Origin of the sequence: Saccharothrix obliqua (assembly GCF_019375475.1) — a bacterium.
Lineage (GTDB): Bacteria > Actinomycetota > Actinomycetes > Mycobacteriales > Pseudonocardiaceae > Actinosynnema > Actinosynnema obliqua.
Genome location: NZ_JAHXGQ010000001.1, coordinates 545,582 through 563,291, shown reverse-complemented (window position 1 = coordinate 563,291; position 17,710 = coordinate 545,582). Strand labels below are relative to the sequence as shown.

15 protein-coding genes are annotated in these 17,710 nt (G+C 74.8%); 6 read left to right on the top strand and 9 right to left on the bottom strand.

The genetic code is table 11. From position 1 onward, the window contains the following. Positions 1-67: 67 nt before the first annotated feature. Positions 68-259, top strand: a complete 192-nt coding sequence (locus KZQ38_RS02870; protein WP_219438056.1) for a DUF1918 domain-containing protein — start codon at positions 68-70, stop codon at positions 257-259. A 53-nt stretch (positions 260-312) separates the two neighbouring features. Here the strand turns inward: KZQ38_RS02870 and KZQ38_RS02865 are convergent, their stop codons facing one another. Next, positions 313-1,128 carry an inositol monophosphatase family protein gene (locus KZQ38_RS02865; RefSeq protein WP_219438054.1) on the bottom strand — a complete coding sequence of 272 codons (816 nt, stop codon included), beginning with the start codon at positions 1,126-1,128 and terminating at the stop codon, positions 313-315. A gap of 54 nt (positions 1,129-1,182) precedes the next feature. Next, positions 1,183-2,172 carry a malate dehydrogenase gene (locus tag KZQ38_RS02860; protein ID WP_219438052.1) on the bottom strand — a complete coding sequence of 330 codons (990 nt, stop codon included), beginning with the start codon at positions 2,170-2,172 and terminating at the stop codon, positions 1,183-1,185. A gap of 168 nt (positions 2,173-2,340) precedes the next feature. Between KZQ38_RS02860 and KZQ38_RS02855 the strand changes: the two genes are divergently transcribed. Continuing rightward, complete coding sequence (locus KZQ38_RS02855) at positions 2,341-2,925, top strand: pentapeptide repeat-containing protein (protein WP_219439302.1); 585 nt, start codon at positions 2,341-2,343, stop codon at positions 2,923-2,925. Here KZQ38_RS02855 and KZQ38_RS35835 read toward each other — a convergent pair. From KZQ38_RS35835 to KZQ38_RS02825, 6 genes are all read right to left on the bottom strand, one after another. Then, entirely contained in the window at positions 2,922-5,552 is a 2,631-nt protein-coding gene (locus KZQ38_RS35835; protein ID WP_372452199.1) for a TNT domain-containing protein, read from the bottom strand. The two genes, KZQ38_RS02855 and KZQ38_RS35835, sit on opposite strands and share 4 nt — an antisense overlap. 81 nt (positions 5,553-5,633) lie before the next feature. Further along, positions 5,634-7,079 (bottom strand): TNT domain-containing protein, encoded by a 1,446-nt coding sequence (locus tag KZQ38_RS02845; protein ID WP_219438050.1) that lies wholly within the window; start codon positions 7,077-7,079, stop codon positions 5,634-5,636. Beyond that, positions 7,076-7,543, bottom strand: a complete 468-nt coding sequence (locus KZQ38_RS02840; RefSeq protein WP_219438048.1) for a hypothetical protein — start codon at positions 7,541-7,543, stop codon at positions 7,076-7,078. Before KZQ38_RS02840 ends, KZQ38_RS02845 begins: the two co-directional genes overlap by 4 nt. Beyond that, positions 7,521-9,566 (bottom strand): WXG100 family type VII secretion target, encoded by a 2,046-nt coding sequence (locus tag KZQ38_RS02835; RefSeq protein ID WP_219438046.1) that lies wholly within the window; start codon positions 9,564-9,566, stop codon positions 7,521-7,523. Before KZQ38_RS02835 ends, KZQ38_RS02840 begins: the two co-directional genes overlap by 23 nt. 27 nt (positions 9,567-9,593) lie before the next feature. After that, a complete protein-coding gene (locus KZQ38_RS02830) occupies positions 9,594-9,908 on the bottom strand; it encodes a WXG100 family type VII secretion target (protein ID WP_219438044.1) in 315 nt (104 codons plus the stop codon). After that, entirely contained in the window at positions 9,905-10,417 is a 513-nt protein-coding gene (locus KZQ38_RS02825) for a YbaB/EbfC family nucleoid-associated protein (protein WP_219438042.1), read from the bottom strand. The genes KZQ38_RS02830 and KZQ38_RS02825 overlap by 4 nt, the downstream gene beginning before the upstream one ends. A 93-nt stretch (positions 10,418-10,510) precedes the next feature. Between KZQ38_RS02825 and KZQ38_RS02820 the strand changes: the two genes are divergently transcribed. From KZQ38_RS02820 to KZQ38_RS02805, 4 genes are read left to right on the top strand one after another with little or no spacing between them, the layout of a single operon-like run. Beyond that, entirely contained in the window at positions 10,511-11,737 is a 1,227-nt protein-coding gene (locus tag KZQ38_RS02820; RefSeq protein ID WP_308258208.1) for an MFS transporter, read from the top strand. Positions 11,738-11,790: 53 nt separating this feature from the next. Beyond that, complete coding sequence (locus KZQ38_RS02815; RefSeq protein WP_219438040.1) at positions 11,791-12,732, top strand: DMT family transporter; 942 nt, start codon at positions 11,791-11,793, stop codon at positions 12,730-12,732. Positions 12,733-12,748: 16 nt separating this feature from the next. Further along, positions 12,749-13,603 (top strand): bifunctional methylenetetrahydrofolate dehydrogenase/methenyltetrahydrofolate cyclohydrolase, encoded by an 855-nt coding sequence (locus tag KZQ38_RS02810; RefSeq protein WP_219438038.1) that lies wholly within the window; start codon positions 12,749-12,751, stop codon positions 13,601-13,603. 21 nt (positions 13,604-13,624) lie between these two features. Next, a complete protein-coding gene (locus KZQ38_RS02805) occupies positions 13,625-13,918 on the top strand; it encodes a DUF3017 domain-containing protein (RefSeq protein WP_219438036.1) in 294 nt (97 codons plus the stop codon). A gap of 79 nt (positions 13,919-13,997) precedes the next feature. On the opposite strand, the gene KZQ38_RS02800 is transcribed toward KZQ38_RS02805, so the two are convergent. Further along, complete coding sequence (locus KZQ38_RS02800) at positions 13,998-17,264, bottom strand: error-prone DNA polymerase (protein WP_219438034.1); 3,267 nt, start codon at positions 17,262-17,264, stop codon at positions 13,998-14,000. Positions 17,265-17,710 lie beyond the last annotated feature (446 nt).

The window sequence follows — 17,710 nt, the reverse complement described above, 5'->3', positions numbered from 1 at the left end:
GGCGGGATCGCCGGGCGGTCGGTACCTTCGGAACCGTCCTAGCTGTGACGCACCGGAGGTGTGGCAGATGCACGCGACAGCAGGCGACCGGTTGCACGTCCACAGCCGCGCGGTGGGTCTTGACGAGCGCGTCGGCGAGATCCTGGAAGTACGCGGCGAGGAGGGCGCTCCGCCCTACCTGGTCCGCTTCGCGGACGGGCACGAAGGGCTGGTCTACCCCGGCCCGGACAGCCTGGTCGAGCCCCGCCGGGGCGACTGAGCGAGCGGACCCGACCCCACCCCCGGCCGACGCCGGGGGCGGTCGAGCACGGCTCAGCCCAGGGCGGTGGCGATCAACTCGTCCGCGAGCCGCGGCGTGGCGGCGGCGACGCCCGACCAGCGGCGGGACAGGTCCGGGTCGAACTCCAGCGGACGACCACGCAGGTCGAGCAGCACGCCACCGGCCGCGGGCAGCGTCACCATGGCCGCGATCAGGTCCATCAGGCGGTGCGTGTCCGAACCCGGGTCGGCGAACGCGTCCACCGAGCCCTCGGCGACCAGCATCGTCTCCAGGCACGTCGTGCACAGCACGCGGATGCGGTCGGCGGCGTTCGCCAGCCGGTGCCACGCCTCCTCCGTGCCGCGCTTGGGGCGCATGAGGCAGATCGACGAGCCCTTCAACGCGGTGCGGCCGGACGTGCGGAAGCCCGCGGGCTCACCGGCCTTCGCCGACCAGGCGCGGCCCGTGTCGAACCAGACCGTCAACGCCTCCACCGGCGTCGCGTCCACCACCAGGGCGCCCGCGAAGCACGACAGCGGCACGCCCATCGCCGCGTTCGCCGAACCGTCCACCGGGTCCACCACGAGCGTCACGGCCGAGCCGTGGTCGAGGAAACCCGCCTCCTCGGACAGCAGGTTCACCCCGGCCGCCGCGGCGGCCTCGGCGATGGCCGCCTCCACGAGGGCGTCGACCCGCATGGTGGGGGTGCCGTCCGCGCCGTCCGCGACCTCTTCACGCAGTTCGGCACGCGTGTGCCGCCGACGGGCCTCCTGGTAGGCACGCGACGCGGCGCGGGCGGTCGCGCCGAGGGCCGGGTGCACGTCTTGGGCGAGCACCGGTTCCGGGACTGGCCACAGGTTTTTCGTCACACCATGAACATGCCATGCGGGCCGCGCCCCGTGCGGAGCGCGGCCCGCACGCGATCAGATCAGGCCGAGGGCCCGCACCGCGTCGCGCTCCTCGACCAGCTCGGCGACCGAGGCGTCGATGCGACCGCGGGAGAACTCGTCGATCTCCAAGCCCCGCACGATCTCGTACCGGCCGCCCTTGGCGGTCACCGGGAACGACGAGATCAGGCCCTCCGGCACGCCGTACGAGCCGTCCGAGACGACGGCGGCCGACGTCCAGTCGCCCTCGGCGGTGCCGTTGACCCACGTGAACACGTGGTCGATGGCCGCGTTCGCCGCGGACGCCGCCGACGACGCGCCACGCGCCTCGATGATCGCCGCGCCGCGCTTGGCCACGGTCGGGATGAAGTCGTTCTCCAGCCACGCCTGGTCGTTCACGGCCTCGGCCGCGACCTGGCCGTTGACCTCGGCGTGGAACAGGTCCGGGTACTGGGTGGCCGAGTGGTTGCCCCAGATCGTGAGCTTCTTGATGTCGGTGACCGACACGCCGAGCTTCTTGGCGAGCTGCGACAGCGCCCGGTTGTGGTCCAGGCGGGTCATCGCGGTGAAGCGCTCGGCGGGCACGTCCGGCGCGTGCCGCTGCGCGATGAGGGCGTTGGTGTTGGCCGGGTTGCCGACCACCAGCACGCGCACGTCGTCCGCCGCGCCCGCGTTGATCGCCTCGCCCTGCGGCTTGAAGATGCCGCCGTTGGCCTCCAGCAGGTCGCCCCGCTCCATGCCCTTGCTGCGGGGGCGCGCGCCCACCAGCAGGGCGACGTTCACGCCGTCGAACGCCGTCTTGGCGTCGTCGGTGATGTCGATGCCGGACAGCAGCGGGAACGCGCAGTCGTCCAGCTCCATGGCCGTGCCCTCGGCGGCCTTGACGGCCTGCGGGATCTCCAGCAGCCGCAGGCGGACCGGGACATCGGGGCCCAGGAGGTGGCCGGAGGCGATGCGGAACAGCAGTGCGTAGCCGATCTGGCCGGCCGCACCGGTGACGGTGACGTTCACGGGCGTGCGGGTCATGAGCCTTCCCGAATGACGATCCAACGGCTTCAGTCCTCGGGCACGACCACTAGGCAGGCTGCACCTGTCAGCGGCGGTCTCTACTCCGGGACCGGCGCATCGGGCGGGTTGCCCGACGCGGTGAGGTTACCAACCGCTGAACGGTGAAATGGTGTGACAGTGAACATCATGGAAGCCGACGAGGACTACACCGACGCCGTGCTGGCCGGGCAGCGGTGGGAGGGCCGCTCGTTCGTGCGGTGCGATTTCACCGAGGCCGACCTGCACGGGCTGGTGACGTCGGGCTGCACCTTCACCGAGTGCGTGTTCGACCGCTCCGACCTGGGCGGTTCCGAGCACACCGCCACCGCGTTCCGGTCGTGCCGGTTCGACCGCGCCGTGCTCGGCTCGGCGGTGTTCCGGTCGAGCACGCTGCTCGGCTCGCTGTTCGTCGACTGCGGGCTGCGGACGATCACCTGGGAGGAGACCGACCTCACCCTCGCCGGGCTGTCCCGGGCGAACCTGCGCCGCGCGTCGCTGCGCGGCCTGCGGTTGCGGGAGGCCAACCTGGAGGACGCCGACCTGCGTGACGCGGACCTGCGTGACGCCGACCTGACCGGCGCCCGCCTGCGCGGGTGCCGGTTCGACGGCGCGGACCTGCGTGGCGCGCGGCTCGGCGCGGACGGCCTCGTCGCGGCCGACCTGCGCGGCGCCCGCGTGGACGTCGACACGGCCATCGCCTTCGCCGCCGCGCACGGCCTGCGCGTGGACTAGTGGGTGGGCGCCTCCTGGTTGGCCACCTCGACCAGGACGCCGTCCGCCAGCATGTCGTCGACGGACCCGGGCAGCAGGTACGCCGTGCCGCCGCCGGGCTGCTCGAACCACGGCACCGCGATGCCGGTCAGCACCTCCAGCGGGCGGCGCAGGCGGTAGACGCGGTACGGGCGGTTGACCCACGACGGGACGAGGGAGCGCTCGGGGAACGGCGTGCCGGCCGCGTAGACCAGGTTGCCGCCGCCGTCGCCGAACCGGTCCACCTCCGCGCCCACCGGCAGCTCCACGAGCTGCTTGTGGCGGAACAGGGTGAGCGGCGGCTCGCCGTTCATCGGGGTGATCGGCCAGGCACGCGACTTGGGCGGCTCCTGGGCCTCCGCGCGGGGTGGCGCCGGGGGCGGCGTGGGGGCGCGGCGGTCGTCGCGGAAGCCGTTGTTCAGCGGGGGGCGTGGCGGCTCCTCGCGGAAGCCCTCGGCCTGCGCCTGGTGCTCCTCGCGGAACGGCTCCGGCCGACGCGGCTCGTCGCGGAAGTTCTCCGGCTGGCGCTGGAGGTCTTCGCGGAACGGCTCGGGCTGGCGCTGGACGTCATCGCGGTACTGCTCCGGCTGGCGCTGGACGTCATCGCGGAACGGCTCGGGCTGGCGCGGCTCGTCGCGGAACGGCTCCGGCTGGCGCTGGACCTCGTCGCGCTGGGCCTCGTCGTGGAACTGCTCCGGCGGGCGGGGCGGTTCGTCGTGGAACTGCTCCGGTCGGCGTGGCGGCTCCTCGGGCAGCGGCTCCGGTGCGCGTTCGTCGCGGAACGGCTCCGGGCGGCGCGGCTCGTCGCGGAACGGCTCGTGGTGCGGTTCCTCGCGGAAGCCCTCGGGGCGGGGCGGGCGGGGCGGCTGGTTGCGCGGTGGCAGCGGGCGGGGCGCCCGGTGGCCGGTGAGGACGAGCTTGCCGACCAGGTAGGCGGCGGCGTCGTCCAGGTGTTCGAAGTGGACCGGCTTGGTGGGGCCGTGGTCGTACCACGACACCTCCCAGTCCCGGTCGGTCACGCGCAGCCGCCACGTGCGGTCGACCGGCTCGCCGAACCGGTACGCCGCGGCCGGCACTTCGAGGTCGTCCAGCGCGCGGCGCAGGGCGACCAGCTCGCGCTCCTCGTCGACCGTCACCTGCCGGGGCTCCTCCTCGGCCGGTTCCTCGTAGTCGGCGGTGTCGTCGTAGTCGGTGTGGTCGGACTCGTCGGAGTCGTGCTCGTCGAACCGGTGGCCGCGGTCGTAGGACTGCTCGGGGAACAGCTCCTCCTGGTCCACCTCGATCTCGGTGGTCCGCTCGGCCTCCTCCTCGTCCACGACGCGCTCCGGCTCGTCGGCCGCCGGCGCCTCGACCGCCTCCGGCTCCGCCGGCGACTCGTCCACCGGCTCGGGCTCGGCCTCGGTCTCCGGCTCGGCGGCGCGGGCGGCTTCGGGCTCCTCGTCCGCGAACGGGCTCCACGTCTGCGCCTCCTCCGGCGCGCGGTCGTACGTGGTGACCGGCGCGAACAGGTCCATGCCGTCGACGTAGGTGTCCCGCCGGTACCGGTCCTCCACGACCGGGCCGCCGTCCTCCTCGAACCGCACCCGGTACGGGGGACCGTCCTGCGCGTACTCGACCGTTTCCGGCTTGACGTCGCCGAGGTGCACCGTCTCACCCACGGGCACCGGGCCGTCCTCGGCCGACGCGCGGTCGGGCAGCAGCGCGGCGACCGTCTCGCCGACCTCCACCGGCTCCTCGTACTCCCGGAACTCGTGCACGGGCACGGCGGGCAGCGGCGTGTCGCGGGGCGCGGCGGGCGCGCCGAGGTTCGCGGCGGCGGCCACGCGGACGTCCTCCGGGACCTCCGGCAGCTCGAAGTCGTGCGCCTTGACCCGCTCCACCAGCTCCGGCTCGGGCGGCACGCCGTACGCGCGCAGGTAGTAGCCGACCGCGGCGGGCCAGATCCAGTGGCCGTCGGTCTGGAACGCCACCGGCACCACGGCCGGCGCCTCCGGGTTGAGCACGTCGGCGTCGAAACCACCGCGCCCGACCACGGCGACCGGCGCGTGGTCCAGGTAGGCGAGCAACCGCTCCCGCTCGTCGTCGGGCACCGGCGGCCGGTGCGCCGAGGGACGCCCGTTCGGGCCCGCGCCGTCGAACACGCGGGCCGTGCGGAAGCGCGGCTGGGCGGGTTGCTGGGCCAGCCGGCGACGCAGCCAGTCCGGCACGTTCTCGTCGGTGCGCGGGAAGAACCGCATCTCGTCGACGTACGCCTGCGGCGGCGGTGGCGTCTGCCACACCGGCTCGGCGCGGTCGAAGTCGAGGTTGTAGCTGGACGGGTGGTCGAGCTGGTAACGGGCGTTGGACCAGCTGCCCCGGCCCTCCCGGTACATGCCCGCGCGCAGGCGCGCGAACAGACCGGCCACGTCCTGGGGTGGCGACCACGCGCGCATGGTCCCGTCCGCGGCACGCACTTCGGCGGACAGCTCGAAGTACCGACCGGTCGCGCGGTACTCCGCCGTCACGTGCCGCCAGTCCTCCGGGGCGGCCCGCATCAGCGACAGGCCGATCTGCTTGACCAGCGCGTCCTGCTCGGTCGGGTTCAACGGCTTCGGCTCGGACACGTGCATCATCTTCCCCCGCGACGCATCGTGCCCGCACGGGACCCCGCTCGGCCGAATGGACGAACCGCTCCGCGCCAGGCCCTCGGCCTACCCGATCTCCACCAGGCTGCCGTCGGCGAGCAGGTCCCGCACCGGGCGGGCCAGGAAGTACCCGGTGCCGCCGCCGACCTGGCCGAACCACGGCACGGCCACGCCCTTCAACGCCGGCACCGGCTGTCGCACCAGGTAGCCGTGGTACGCGCGGTTCAGCCATTCCGGTGGCAACGACCGGTTGCCGTACGCCGTGCCCGCCGCGTAGACCAGGTTGCCGGTGTCGTCCCCGAACCGGTCGACCTCGGTCCCGACCGGCAGCACCACGGCCTCCCGGTCGCGGAACAACGACAGCGGCGGCTCGTCCGGCAGGGGCTGGATGTCCGGCACGGGCCGCACCGCCCGCGCCCGCCCGCCCGCGCGGACCTCGTCCAGGTCGTCCCGCCACAGCAGCTGCGCGAGCAGCGCCTTCGCCGCGTCCACGGCGTGCTCGTGCACCTTCGGCCGCCCGTGCGGGCCGCGGTCGGCGTCCCAGAACTGGACCTGCCAGCCGCTCGGACCCGGCGCGGGTTCGATGACCAACGCGTCCGGTTTCGGCTCGACGATCCCGTACTCGCCCTCGCCCACCCCGTAGTGGTCGAGGCGGTTCTTCAGGTGCTCCAGCGCGTGGCGGTCCGCGTCGGAGATCACCCGCGGCGTGTGCGGCGGCAGCGGCGCGCTCCGCGCCTGGCCGGTCGCCACGGCCGCGGCGGCGCTCTGCGTGGTCGGGTTCACCGGCGGCACCGCGTAGTCGTTGTCCCGGATGTGCTGGACGAGCTGCGGCGCCGGCGCGACGTGGTGGTTGCGCAGGTAGTAGGCCACGCCGCCGGACCAGACCCAGGTCCCGTCGGTGTGGAAGGACAGCGGCACGGAGGGCGGCAGGTCCGGCTGGAACGCGTCCGGCCCGTACGAGCCGGTGGTCAGCACGACCGGCGCGCTCTCCAGGTACTCCAGGACGTCGGCCAGCTCCTGCGGGTGCACGCGGGGCCGGTCGGCGATCAACCCGCCGTGCGGGTCGTCCAGCAGCGGCGCGGCGATCAGCTCGGGCGCGCGGGCCGCCAGCCAGTCCGGCGGCGAGTCGCGCGGGTACCGCGCCAGCTCGTCGGCGCGGTCCTCGGCGGTGGGCGGCGACGTCCAGTCCGGCTCCTGGTCGTGGTTGAACTCGACCGAGTAGGTGTCCGGGTGGACCAGGTGGAACCGCAACGACACCCACGTGCCCCGGCCCGGCCGGGCCATGCCCTCGCGCAGCTGCGTGAAGAACGGCATCGCCGCGACCGGCAGCTCCCACCGGAACGGACCGCCGAACATGGTCACGCCGGACACGTCGGTCTCCACGTGGTCGCCCACCACGCGGAAGTCGATGAACAACTGCTCCCAGTCGCCACGCAGCCGCTGCACCAGCAGCGTGGTGACGGAGCCGAGGATCGCGTTCTGCTCCTCGGCGGCCAGTACCGGCGTGGTCATGCCCGCTGCTCCTCGGACGCCTCGGCCAACCTGACCCGCAGCCAGTCCGGCACGAAGGCGTCGTCCCGGGGGAACGCCTCCAGGTCGCGCGCGAAGTCCGCGGCCGGCACCGGGGGCGTGAACAGGGGGTCGTGGTCGAAGTTGTAGGTGATGTCGATCCGGGCCGGCGCGTTCACCACGCACCGGCACGAGAACCACGCGCCGCGACCCGGCTGGTAGAGCACCTGCCGCATCTCCTCGAACGCCTCGGTCAGCCCCTCCGGCGGCAGCACCTCGGGCGTCGAACCGTCCGGCCGGTACACCGTGAGCGCCAGGTCCCGCACCGCGACCGTCATCTTCACCAGGAGGTCGATGCGCCGGAAGTCGTCCGGGGCGGCGTCCAGCAGCAGACCGCCGATCCGCTGGAGCAGCTCGTCGTGGCGCTGCTCGGTGGTCGACCGGTCAGCGGGCCGCGGTGGGCTCATCGGGGTAGCTCCTGACGTAGATCTCGGTCGTGCCGTCGGCGAGCGTCACCCGCCACCTGGTCCGGTACGCGTGCGGGTGCCGGGGTGGGTCGCACCGGGTGAACGTGTCGATGATCTCGACCGTACCGCCGGCCCGGACGAAGTTCGACCGGTCCCGCTCCATCCGCCGCCACGTCGCCTCCGGCGTGCAGTCCGGCCGGTCGGTGGTGGGCGGCGCGGTCGCCTCACGCAGGACGCCCAGGTCCAGCAGCCGCCGGACGCTCACCCCGCCGGTCGCGGGGTCCACCAGCGCCGGGGTCGGCACCGGCCGGAACCCCGGCGTCCCGCCCGGCCGGTCGGCCGTGACCCGGATCGGCGTGGTGAGGACGTACACGTGGGGGTTCTTGGCGTTGTCCGACCGCAACGGCGACATGACGTCCCCCTCGGGACTGCCGGACCGCTCCAGCACGGTGCCGGCGGGGAGTTCCACGAGTCGCGGTGGCGTGCTGCCCGGGATCTCCTTGTGGGACAGGGGTTCGGCGGGCCACGTGCGGGTGGCGACCGGGTTGGGCGGTGCCGGTGTGGTCTCCCGGAACGGCTCGGCCGGTACGCCGGTCAAGGTGTCGTCGGCGGGGTCGCCAGCGGGGTCATCAGCGGGTTCTTCCGCGGGATCGGTGTCGGTGTCGCGGGACTCGTCGTCGCGTTCCGGTTTGGCGCGCGCGGCCCGGCCACCGGCGGACGGACCACGCCCACCGGCGGCCACGGCGGTCGCCGGGAGGAGACCCGCGCCGCCGGTCGACACCGCCCCACCGGCCGCCGGCCCGCTCGTGGTCGGACCACCGGCGCCCGGGCTCCGGCCGGGCGGTGGCGCACCACCGTTGCCCTGTCCCGCGCCCGGCAGCACGCCGGACGTCGGGCCGGCGGTCACCCCGGGCACCGACCCGGACCGGCTGCCGGCACGGGACTCGGGACCGCCGGGTGACGTGCTCCGGCCGCCCGGCGAGCCGGTCCCGGGCGGGCCGCCCAGTCGGCCGCTGATCGACGAGCCGCCGGACGTCCTCGGCGTCGTCCCGGGCCTGGTCGGGGTCGGGACGGCTCCGGTGCCGCCACCGCCGACCGGGCCGTTCCGGTGGGCTTCCGGTGCGGCGGCCACGCCGGTTGATCGGCCTGCGGTCTCGCGTGGAGCGGGGGGCGCGTGGGACGTCGTGGTGGTGTCGTTGCCGGGCCGGGTGGGGCTCTGACCGGTCGACCCGCCGGGAGGAGCGGTGATCACCGGCTGGGGCGGCACGTCGCGGGTCGCACCGGGCACGGGTGCGGCGGGGGTGCTGGAGACGGGTGCGCTGGAGACGGCGGCGGCGGAGGTGGTCACCACGTCGGGCGCGTTGACGGCCTGGCCCGAGGTGGTTCCGGGGAGCTGCCCGGGGTGCTTGCCCTTGGTCAGGACACCGCCCGTCACGGTGCTCCCCTCCACTGGGCTGCCTCCCACTGGGCTCCCCTCCACGCGACCCGTCCGGGCGGCGATGTCGACACCGTCCGGGACCGCGACGTCCCGGAGCATCGCGGTGACCAACCGCCGGAACGTGTCCTGCACGGTCGCCCTGGCCGCCTGCTGCGCGACCGGGATGCCGGCCGTGGACACGCCGAACGTCCCGAACGCCGCCGCGACCAGGGCCGAGATCTCCACGGCCAGCGCGAGCAGCGCCGCGATGATGGCCAGCTTGGCGTGCTCGACCTCCAGCGCGGCGCGTTCGCAGGTCTCCGCCAGCTCCTCGCAGGCCCGCTGGAGCGCGGGCAGGCGGGCGTCGTCACCGGCGGTGTACTCGCCCCAGTGCTCCTCGAACCGCCGCGCGGCCACGCCTTCCTGGCTGCCCACGACCGCCGAGGCGGCGGTGTCGGCCTGGTCGATCACCGACCGCACGCCGCGCGCGGCGGTGCGGTAGGCGTCGGCCATCCGCCGCAACGCGGTCTCGTCGCCCTCCGGCCAGCTCCGCCCGACGACGATCGGGACGAGCCAGGCGACCTCGCCCGGGATCTCGATGCCCACCGCGGCACCCCCTCGCTCGTGTCCGGGTCAGCGGGTCCGGGAGAGCCCGGTCGCGTTGTCGCGGTCGACCCCTTCGTAGGTGTCCGCCGACCGGTCGACGCCGGTCCTGATGTCCTGCAACGCGCCGGCCAGCCGCCGGAACGCGTCGAGCGTGGCGGTGGAGGCGGGCACGTAGCCGCCGGCGAACGCCTGACCCGACTCGTCGTCGCCCCAGCACCGGCCCTCGGCCCGCAGCGCGCTGTCGAGCTGCCGGAGCACGCCGTCGAGCGCGTCACCCGCACCGCTGAACCGGGCGCCGCCCCGGCGCAGGCCGGGCACGTCCACCTGGAAACCGCCGGTCACCAGTCGCTCCGGTCCAGGACGCCGGCGTCGTCCTCGTCGTCGGGTGGGCGGGCGGCCGGGCGCCGGGGCGCGGTCGCCGGTGGGCCCGGCACGGCGGGCGGCTCGGGGACGAGGTCGGCCAGCGTCGGCACGCCGGGCAGGAACTCCGCCAGGTCGACGCTCGCGCCCCGCTGGGAGGGGGTGATCACGTCGCTCAGCTCGTCGCGGGCCTGCGCGACGGCGCGGAGCACGGTCTCCGTCGCGAGCCGCGCGAGCTTGGCGGGCGTGGTGCGCTCGAAGGCGTTGGCGGAGAACTCCAGCGACGTGAGCGCACCGGTGGAGTCCACCGCGGCCCGCACCGCGCCGTCCTCGGACACGGCGGTCGCGGTGATCGACCGCACGCGTTCCCGCACGTCCCGCAGCTCCGCGGTCCTGGTCCGCAGCTCGGCCAGGAGGGTGTCGACCCGCTCGCGCGCCGCCGCGTTGCGCGCCTCCAGCTCGGCCCTGTCCGGGCCGGTGGGATCGGTCACCGCTGTCCCCTCGCTCGTGCCTCCGCAGTGTGCTGACGTTCGGCGACGCCCCGGGGTTCCCCGAAAAACGGCAACGGGTTCGGCGGTGATCGGGTGCAGAGTGGACGGGTGCTGCGCCCGTACCGCGAACTCGCGACGATCCCGGGTCTGCCGGGCCTCCTGCTCTGGTCGTTGATCGGCCGCCTCCACTTCCCGGGCACGCCGCTGGCCACGTCGTTCCTGATCGCCGGGTGGACCGGCTCGTACGCGGCGGCGGGGGTGGTGGGTGGCGCGTTCTCCCTGGGGCTGGGCGTGGCGAGCCCGCTGCGGGGCCGGGCCGCGGACCGCAGCCCCGCCGGGCGGCTGCTGCTGGTGACGGCGGCGGGCTACGCGGTGGCGATCGCGGTGGCCGGGCTGCTGCCCGCGGTGCTGCCGCCCGCGTGGTGGCCGCTGTCTGCGGTGGTGGCCGTGCTGGCGGGCATGTCGATGCCGCCGGTCACGCAGGTGGGCCGGGCGAGCTTCCCCCGGCTGGCGACCGGTCCGGCGCGGCAGGCCGTGTTCACCGTCGAGGCGTCCATGCAGGAGCTGATCTACGTGGTGGGGCCCGCGCTGACCGCGATGGCCGTGGCGTTGCTGGACGCGCGGATCGCGTTGTGGCTGTGCGGTGCGGTGGCGGTGCTGGGCGCGCTGGGTTTCCGGGCCGCGGTGCGGCGGGCCGGGGTGGACGACCCGGTGGGCCGCGCGGACGGGCACCGGGGCCGGGCGCTGGTCGCCCACCCGCCGATGCTGCTCGCGTTGCTGGTGTCGTCGTGCATCGTCGCGTCGCTGGTGGCGATCGACATGCTGGTCGTCGCCTGGGCCCGCGACCTGGGCACCCCGGCGGTGGCGGCGGTCCTGACGGTCGCCTGGGGCGTCGGTTCCACGGTGGGCGGGCTGGTGGCGGGCGGCTGGACCGGCGAGGTCCGGTTCACGCGGCGGATGGCGGTGCTGGCGCTGGGCGTGGTCGCGTTGGTCCCGGTGCTGCCGCCGGTCCTGCCGTCGTCGCCGGTGTGGTTGGTGGCCGCGGTGCTGGCCGTCGGCGGCACGGCCATCGCGCCCGCCATCGCCGCCAACAACGCCCGGGTCAGCGACCTCGCGCCGGACGGCCGGAAGGCGGAGGCGTTCGGGTGGATGGCCGCGTTCACGACGGCGGGTTCCGCGCTGGTGCTGCCGCTCACCGGGTGGCTGCTGGACGGGGTGGGTCCGGCGGCGGCGGCCGGGGCGAGTGCCGCGCTGGCGTTGCTCGGGGTGCTGCTGGCGAGCCGCGTGCGGGTGCCGGCCGAGGTGGGCACGGGTGCGTGAGGTCGGGGTGCCGGCGGGTCGTGGGCGGGCGCCGGCCAAGATGGGCCGTGCAGATGCGTGGGATCGGGGTGCTGGCCGCGTTCGTCGGCGGGGTGTGCATCGCCGTGCAGGGGCGGATCAACGGCGAGCTGGGGCACGTGCTCCGCGACGGGTTCCTGGCGGCGATGGTGTCGTTCGGCGTGGGGCTGGTGCTGCTGGCCGCGGCGGTGCCGACGACCCGGGTCGGCCGGGCGGGGCTCGTGCGGTTGCGGGATGCGTTGCGGCGTGGCGACATCCGCTGGTGGCAGTGCGTCGGTGGCGCGTGCGGCGCGTTCTTCGTGTCCGCGCAGGGTTTGACGGTGGCCGTGCTCGGCGTGGCGACGTTCACCGTGGCCGTGGTGGCGGCGCAGGTGGTGAGCAGCCTGGTGGTGGACCGCGTGGGCGTGGGTCCGGCGGGCGTGCAGCCGCTGACGTGGCCGCGCGTCGCGGGCGCCGGGCTGGCGGTCGGCGCGGTGGTGGTCGCGGTGGCGGACGAGTTCGGCACGCCCGCGTCGCTGTGGCCCGCGGTGCTGCCCGCGCTGGCCGGGATCGGGATGGGCTGGCAGCAGGCGGTGAACGGCCTGGTGCGGGAGGCGGCGGGCAGCACGCGGGTCACCACGCTGGTCAACTTCGGCACCGGCTCGGTGGTGTTGGCCGTGGTGTGCGTGGTGGACGTGGCGGTGCGCGGCCTGCCCGTCGTCGTGCCGAGCGAGCCGTGGCTGTACGTCGGCGGGGCGTTGGGGATCGTGGCGATCGGCACGGCCGTGCTCGCGGTGCGCTGGAGCGGCGTGCTGCTGGTCGGGCTGGGCCAGGTCGCGGGGCAGCTGGTGGGCGCGCTGGCGGCGGACCTGGTGGTGCCGGCGACGGGTGGCGCGGTGTCCGCGACGACCGTGCTGGGCACCGGCCTGACGTTGCTCGCGGTCGCCGTCGCCGCGTTGCCGGCGGGTGCGGGCCGCCCGGCCCGCGATGCGCGGTGATGCGAAGATGGGGCGCGTGACGGCGACGATCCTCAACGGCAGGGCCACCCGGGACGCGATCTTCGAAGACCTCCGCGCGCGAGTCGCGGCGCTGGTCGAGCGGGGGGTGACGCCGGGGCTGGCCACCGTCCTGGTGGGCGACGACCCGGGGTCCCACTCCTACGTCAAGGGCAAGCACGCCGCGTGCGCGAAGGTCGGCATCACGTCGATCCGCCGCGACCTGCCCGCCGACACGACGCAGGAGGAGCTGGAGGCCGTCATCGACGAGCTGAACGCCGACCCCGCGTGCACGGCTTACATCGTGCAGCTCCCGTTGCCCAAGCACTTGAACGCCAACGCGATCCTGGAGCGCATCGACCCGCGCAAGGACGGCGACGGCCTGCACCCGGTGAACCTCGGCAAGCTGGTGCTCGGCGACGAGGCGCCGCTGCCCGCGACGCCGCGTGGCGTGGTGGAGCTGCTGCGCCGGTACGACGTGCCGATCGCGGGCGCGAACGTCACCGTCGTCGGGCGCGGCGTCACGGTGGGCCGCCCGATCGGCCTGCTGCTGACCCGGCGCAGCGAGAACGCCACGGTGACGTTGTGCCACACCGGCACCAAGGACCTGGCGGCCGAGGTGCGGCGGGCGGACGTCGTGGTCGCGGGCGCGGGCAGCCCCGGCCTGATCACGGCGGACATGGTGAAGCCGGGCGCGGCCGTGGTCGACGTCGGCATCACCCGCACGGAGGCGGGCCTGGTCGGCGACGTGCACCCGGACGTCGCCGAGGTCGCCGGGTACCTCGCGCCCATCCCGGGTGGCGCGGGGCCCATGACGATCGCGATGCTGCTGACCAACACGGTCGAGGCCGCCGAGCGCGGCCTCGCGGACTAGCGGGCGGAATCGGTGGAGCTGATGCCGGAGCAGCGCTGGCGGTCGGCGGCGGGTCAGCACCTGCCGTTCGCGCTGGTGCTCGGCGTGGTCGTGCTGGGTGTCGTGCGCATCGTGCAGTACCACTGGCGGCAGGGCGTGGTGCTGATCGGCGTGGCGCTGCTGCTCGCGGCGTTGCTGCGGGTGCTGGTGACGGACGAGCAGGCGGGCCTGATCGCGATCCGCGGGCGGAGCGTAGACGCGTTGCTCTACTCGGGGTTGGGTTTCGCGTTGATCGTCGTCGCGATGACCATCGTGGGCGGCCCGTTCAGCCGTTAGGGGCGGTGGAAGTCGTCGGCGTCCCGGGACCACCCCCGCCGACGCGGGGAAGACACGTGGCACGCCCTGGCGGGGCCGGCTAGTGGAAGTCGCGGGAGCGGGACGGGATGCGCAGGTCCAGCGCTTGCAGCCGGTCCGCGCGCAGGTTCACCACACCCTCGGCCCGTTCCAGCACACCCCGCACGAGCAGGGCCGGGCTGGAGCGGGCCACTCGGCGGTACCTCGCCCACAGGCCCTCCGTGCACACGACGTTCACCATGCCCGTCTCGTCCTCGATGTTCAGGAACGTGACGCCGCCCGCCGTCGCCGGGCGCTGCCGGTGGGTCACCGCGCCACCCACCAGGACGCGTGACCGGTCCGGCGCGTGCGCCAGCTCGGCGGTGGTCAACGCGCCCAGCCGGGCCAGGTGCGCACGCACGAACTGAGTGGGGAAGCTGTCCGGCGACAGGCCCAGCGCCCACACGTCGGCGACCGCCAGCTCCACGTCGTCCATGCCCGGCAGCACCGGCGCGTCGACACCGACCACCGTGCCCGGCAGGCGGTCCGGGCGGATCTTCGCGGCGGCGCCCGCCGCCCACAGCGCCGACCGGCGGTCCACGCCGAAGCAGCCGAACGCGCCCGCCGTGGCCAACGCCTCCGCCTGGGCCGTGGTCAGCCGCACCCGCGCACCGAAGTCCGCCATGTCCCGGAACGGGCCGTCCGCGCGTGCCGCCACCACCGCCTCCGCCGGCGACTGCCCCACCGTGCGCACCCCGGCCAGCCCGATGCGGACCGCCTGCTCGCCGTCCACCTCCTCCAGCGTCGCGTACGGCAGGCTCGCGTTCACGTCCGGGCCGAGCACCCGCACGCCGTGCCGCCGGGCGTCCGCGACCAGCGACTGCGGCGAGTAGAACCCCATCGGCTGCGCCCGCAGCAGGGCCGCGCAGAACGCCGCCGGGTGGTAGAGCTTGAACCAGGCGCTGACGAACACCAGGTGCGCGAAGCTCAACGCGTGGCTCTCCGGGAAGCCGAAGTTGGCGAACGCCCGCAGTTTCGCGTAGATCCGCTCGGTCAGCTCCTCGTCCAGCCCGTTCGCCCGCGCGCCCCGGTGGAACCGCTCGCGCAGCCGCTCCACGCGGTGCGTCGACCGCTTGGCGCCCATGGCCCGGCGCAACTCGTCCGCCTCCGCCGGGCTGAAGTCGGCCACGTCCACGGCGATCTGCATCAGCTGCTCCTGGAACAGCGGCACGCCGAGCGTCTTGCCCAGCGCGTTCGCCAGCAGCGGGTGGTCGTGCTCCCACACCTCCTGCCCGTTGCGGCGGCGGATGTACGGGTGCACCGAGCCGCCCTGGATCGGGCCGGGCCGGATCAGGGCGACCTCCACCACCAGGTCGTAGAAGTTCCGCGGCTTGAGCCGGGGCAGGGTCGCCATCTGCGCGCGGCTCTCCACCTGGAACACGCCCACCGAGTCGGCCCGCTGGAGCATCTCGTAGACGCCCGGGTCGGCCAGGTCCAGCGCGCCCAGGTCGACCTCGACGCCCTCGTGCTCGCGCACCAGGTCCATCGCGTAGTGCAACGCCGACAACATGCCGAGGCCCAGCAGGTCGAACTTCACCAGGCCGATCGCCGCGCAGTCGTCCTTGTCCCACTGGAGCACCGTGCGGCCCGCCATCCGGCCGCGCTCCACCGGGCACACCTCGCTCACCGGCCGGTCGCAGATCACCATGCCGCCGGAGTGGATGCCCAGGTGGCGTGGCGAGTTCTCCAGCTCGGCGGCCAGCTCCAGCACCGGCCGCGGGATGTCGCCGCCGGCCGCGGTGGACCGCAGCGGGCCCCAGCGCTCGATCTGCTTGCTCCACGCGTCCTGCTGACCGGGCGAGTGGCCGAGCGCGCGTGCCACGTCCCGGATCGCCGAGCGGGCGCGGTAGCCGATGACGTTCGCGACCTGCGCCGCGTGCCGCCTGCCGTACCTGCGGTAGACGTACTGGATGACCTCCTCGCGGCGGTCCGACTCGATGTCCAGGTCGATGTCCGGCGGCCCGTCCCGCGCCGGGGCGAGGAAGCGCTCGAAGAGCAGGTCGAACCGGACGGCGTCCACGTTCGTGATGCCGAGCGCGAAGCAGACCGCCGAGTTCGCGGCCGAGCCGCGGCCCTGGCACAGGATGTCGTGCTCGCGGCAGAACCGGACGATGTCGTGCACCACCAGGAAGTAGCCGGGGAAGCCGAGTTCCGCGATGACCCGCAGCTCGTGCTCGACCTGCCGGTACGCCTTGGGGTTCGCCTCCGGCGGGCCGTAGCGGCGGGCCGCGCCGGCCAGGGTGAGCGCACGCAGGTGGCTGTTCTCGTCCTCGCCCGGCGGCACGTCGAACGGCGGCAGCTCGGGCGCGATCAGCCGCAGGTCGAACTGGCACTGCAACCCCAGCACGGCCGCCCGGTGCACCGCGCCGGGGAACCGCGCGAACCGGCGTGCCATCTCCTCGCCCGAGCGCAGGCACGCCGTGCGGCCCGGTGGCAGCCACCCCGCCATCTCGTCCAGGCCGCGCCGGGCGCGCACCGCCGCCATCGCCGCCGCCAACCGGCCGCGCGCGGGCACCGCGTAGTGGACCGCGTTCGTCGCCACCGTCGGCAGGCCCAGGTCGTGCGCCATGCCCCAGAGCAGGTCGTTGCGGCGGTCGTCCTCGGGGTAGCCGTGGTCGGTCAGCTCCACGAACACCCGGTCCGCGCCGAACCGGTCGACCAGCTCGCGCAGCCGCGTGAAAGCCGCCTCCGGGCCCTCGGTGGCCAGCGCCCGCCGGACCGCGCCCTTGCGGCAGCCGGTGAGCACGACGCACTCGTCGCGGGTGTCCGCCACGACCTCGTCCGGCGAGTACACCGGGCGGCCCTTCTCCGCGCCGTCCGCGAGCTGGCCGGTGGTGATGGTGCGGCACAGGGCGTGGTAGCCGGCGGAGCCGGTGGCGAGCAGCAGCAGGTGCTCGCCCTCCGGGTCGGGTCGGCCGCCCTGCGGCGCCGACAGCCCGAGGCTCAGCTCCGCGCCGAAGACGGTCCGCACGCCCAGTTCCTTCGCCGCCTCGGCGAACCGCACCACGCCGTACATGCCGTCGTGGTCGGTGAGCGCGATGCCGTCCAGTCCCAGCTGCTGCGCCGCCTCCACCAGCTCCTCGGGGTGGCACGCGCCGTCCAGGAAGCTGAAGTTGGAGTGGCAGTGCAGCTCCACGTACGGCACGCGGGACCGGGTCGTCCCCAGCTCGTCGACCTTGACGTGCCGGTGGCGGGTCCGGGCGGGGCTGTCCCCGCTCGGCTCCGGGGGTTCGCCGGACAGGGCGCGTTCCAGGTCGGACCAGCGGACCGGTGGGTTGTCCCAGCCCATGTCAGAACAACTCGTCCGGTGCTCGGCGCGGTAGCGGGACCAGCGGGGGTTCGCCCCAGTTCACCGGGCAGGTGAGCGCGCCGCGTCGAGCGGGCCAGAACGCCTCGTCCGCCGCGCGGGCGGGTTCCTTGGGGTGTTCTCCCCGACCTACCTGGGCGGGTTCTCCCCGGCTTGCCGGGTTGGTGTCCCGCGGCGGTTCGCCCCGACTCGCCGGGCGGGTGTCCCCCACCGGCCGGGCGCGCCCGCCCCGGCTCGCCCCGCGAACGGTCTCGCCGCCTGCCGGGCCGCCGGGTCCGGCCGGGCGGGTGGGATCTTCGTGATCCGCCGGGCCGACGGATCCGGCCTGGCCCGCCGAGCGGGTGGGATCTTCGTGGTTCGCCGGGCCGACGGATCCGGCCTGACCCGCCGGGCGGGTGGGATCTTCGTGATCCGCCGGGCCGACGGAT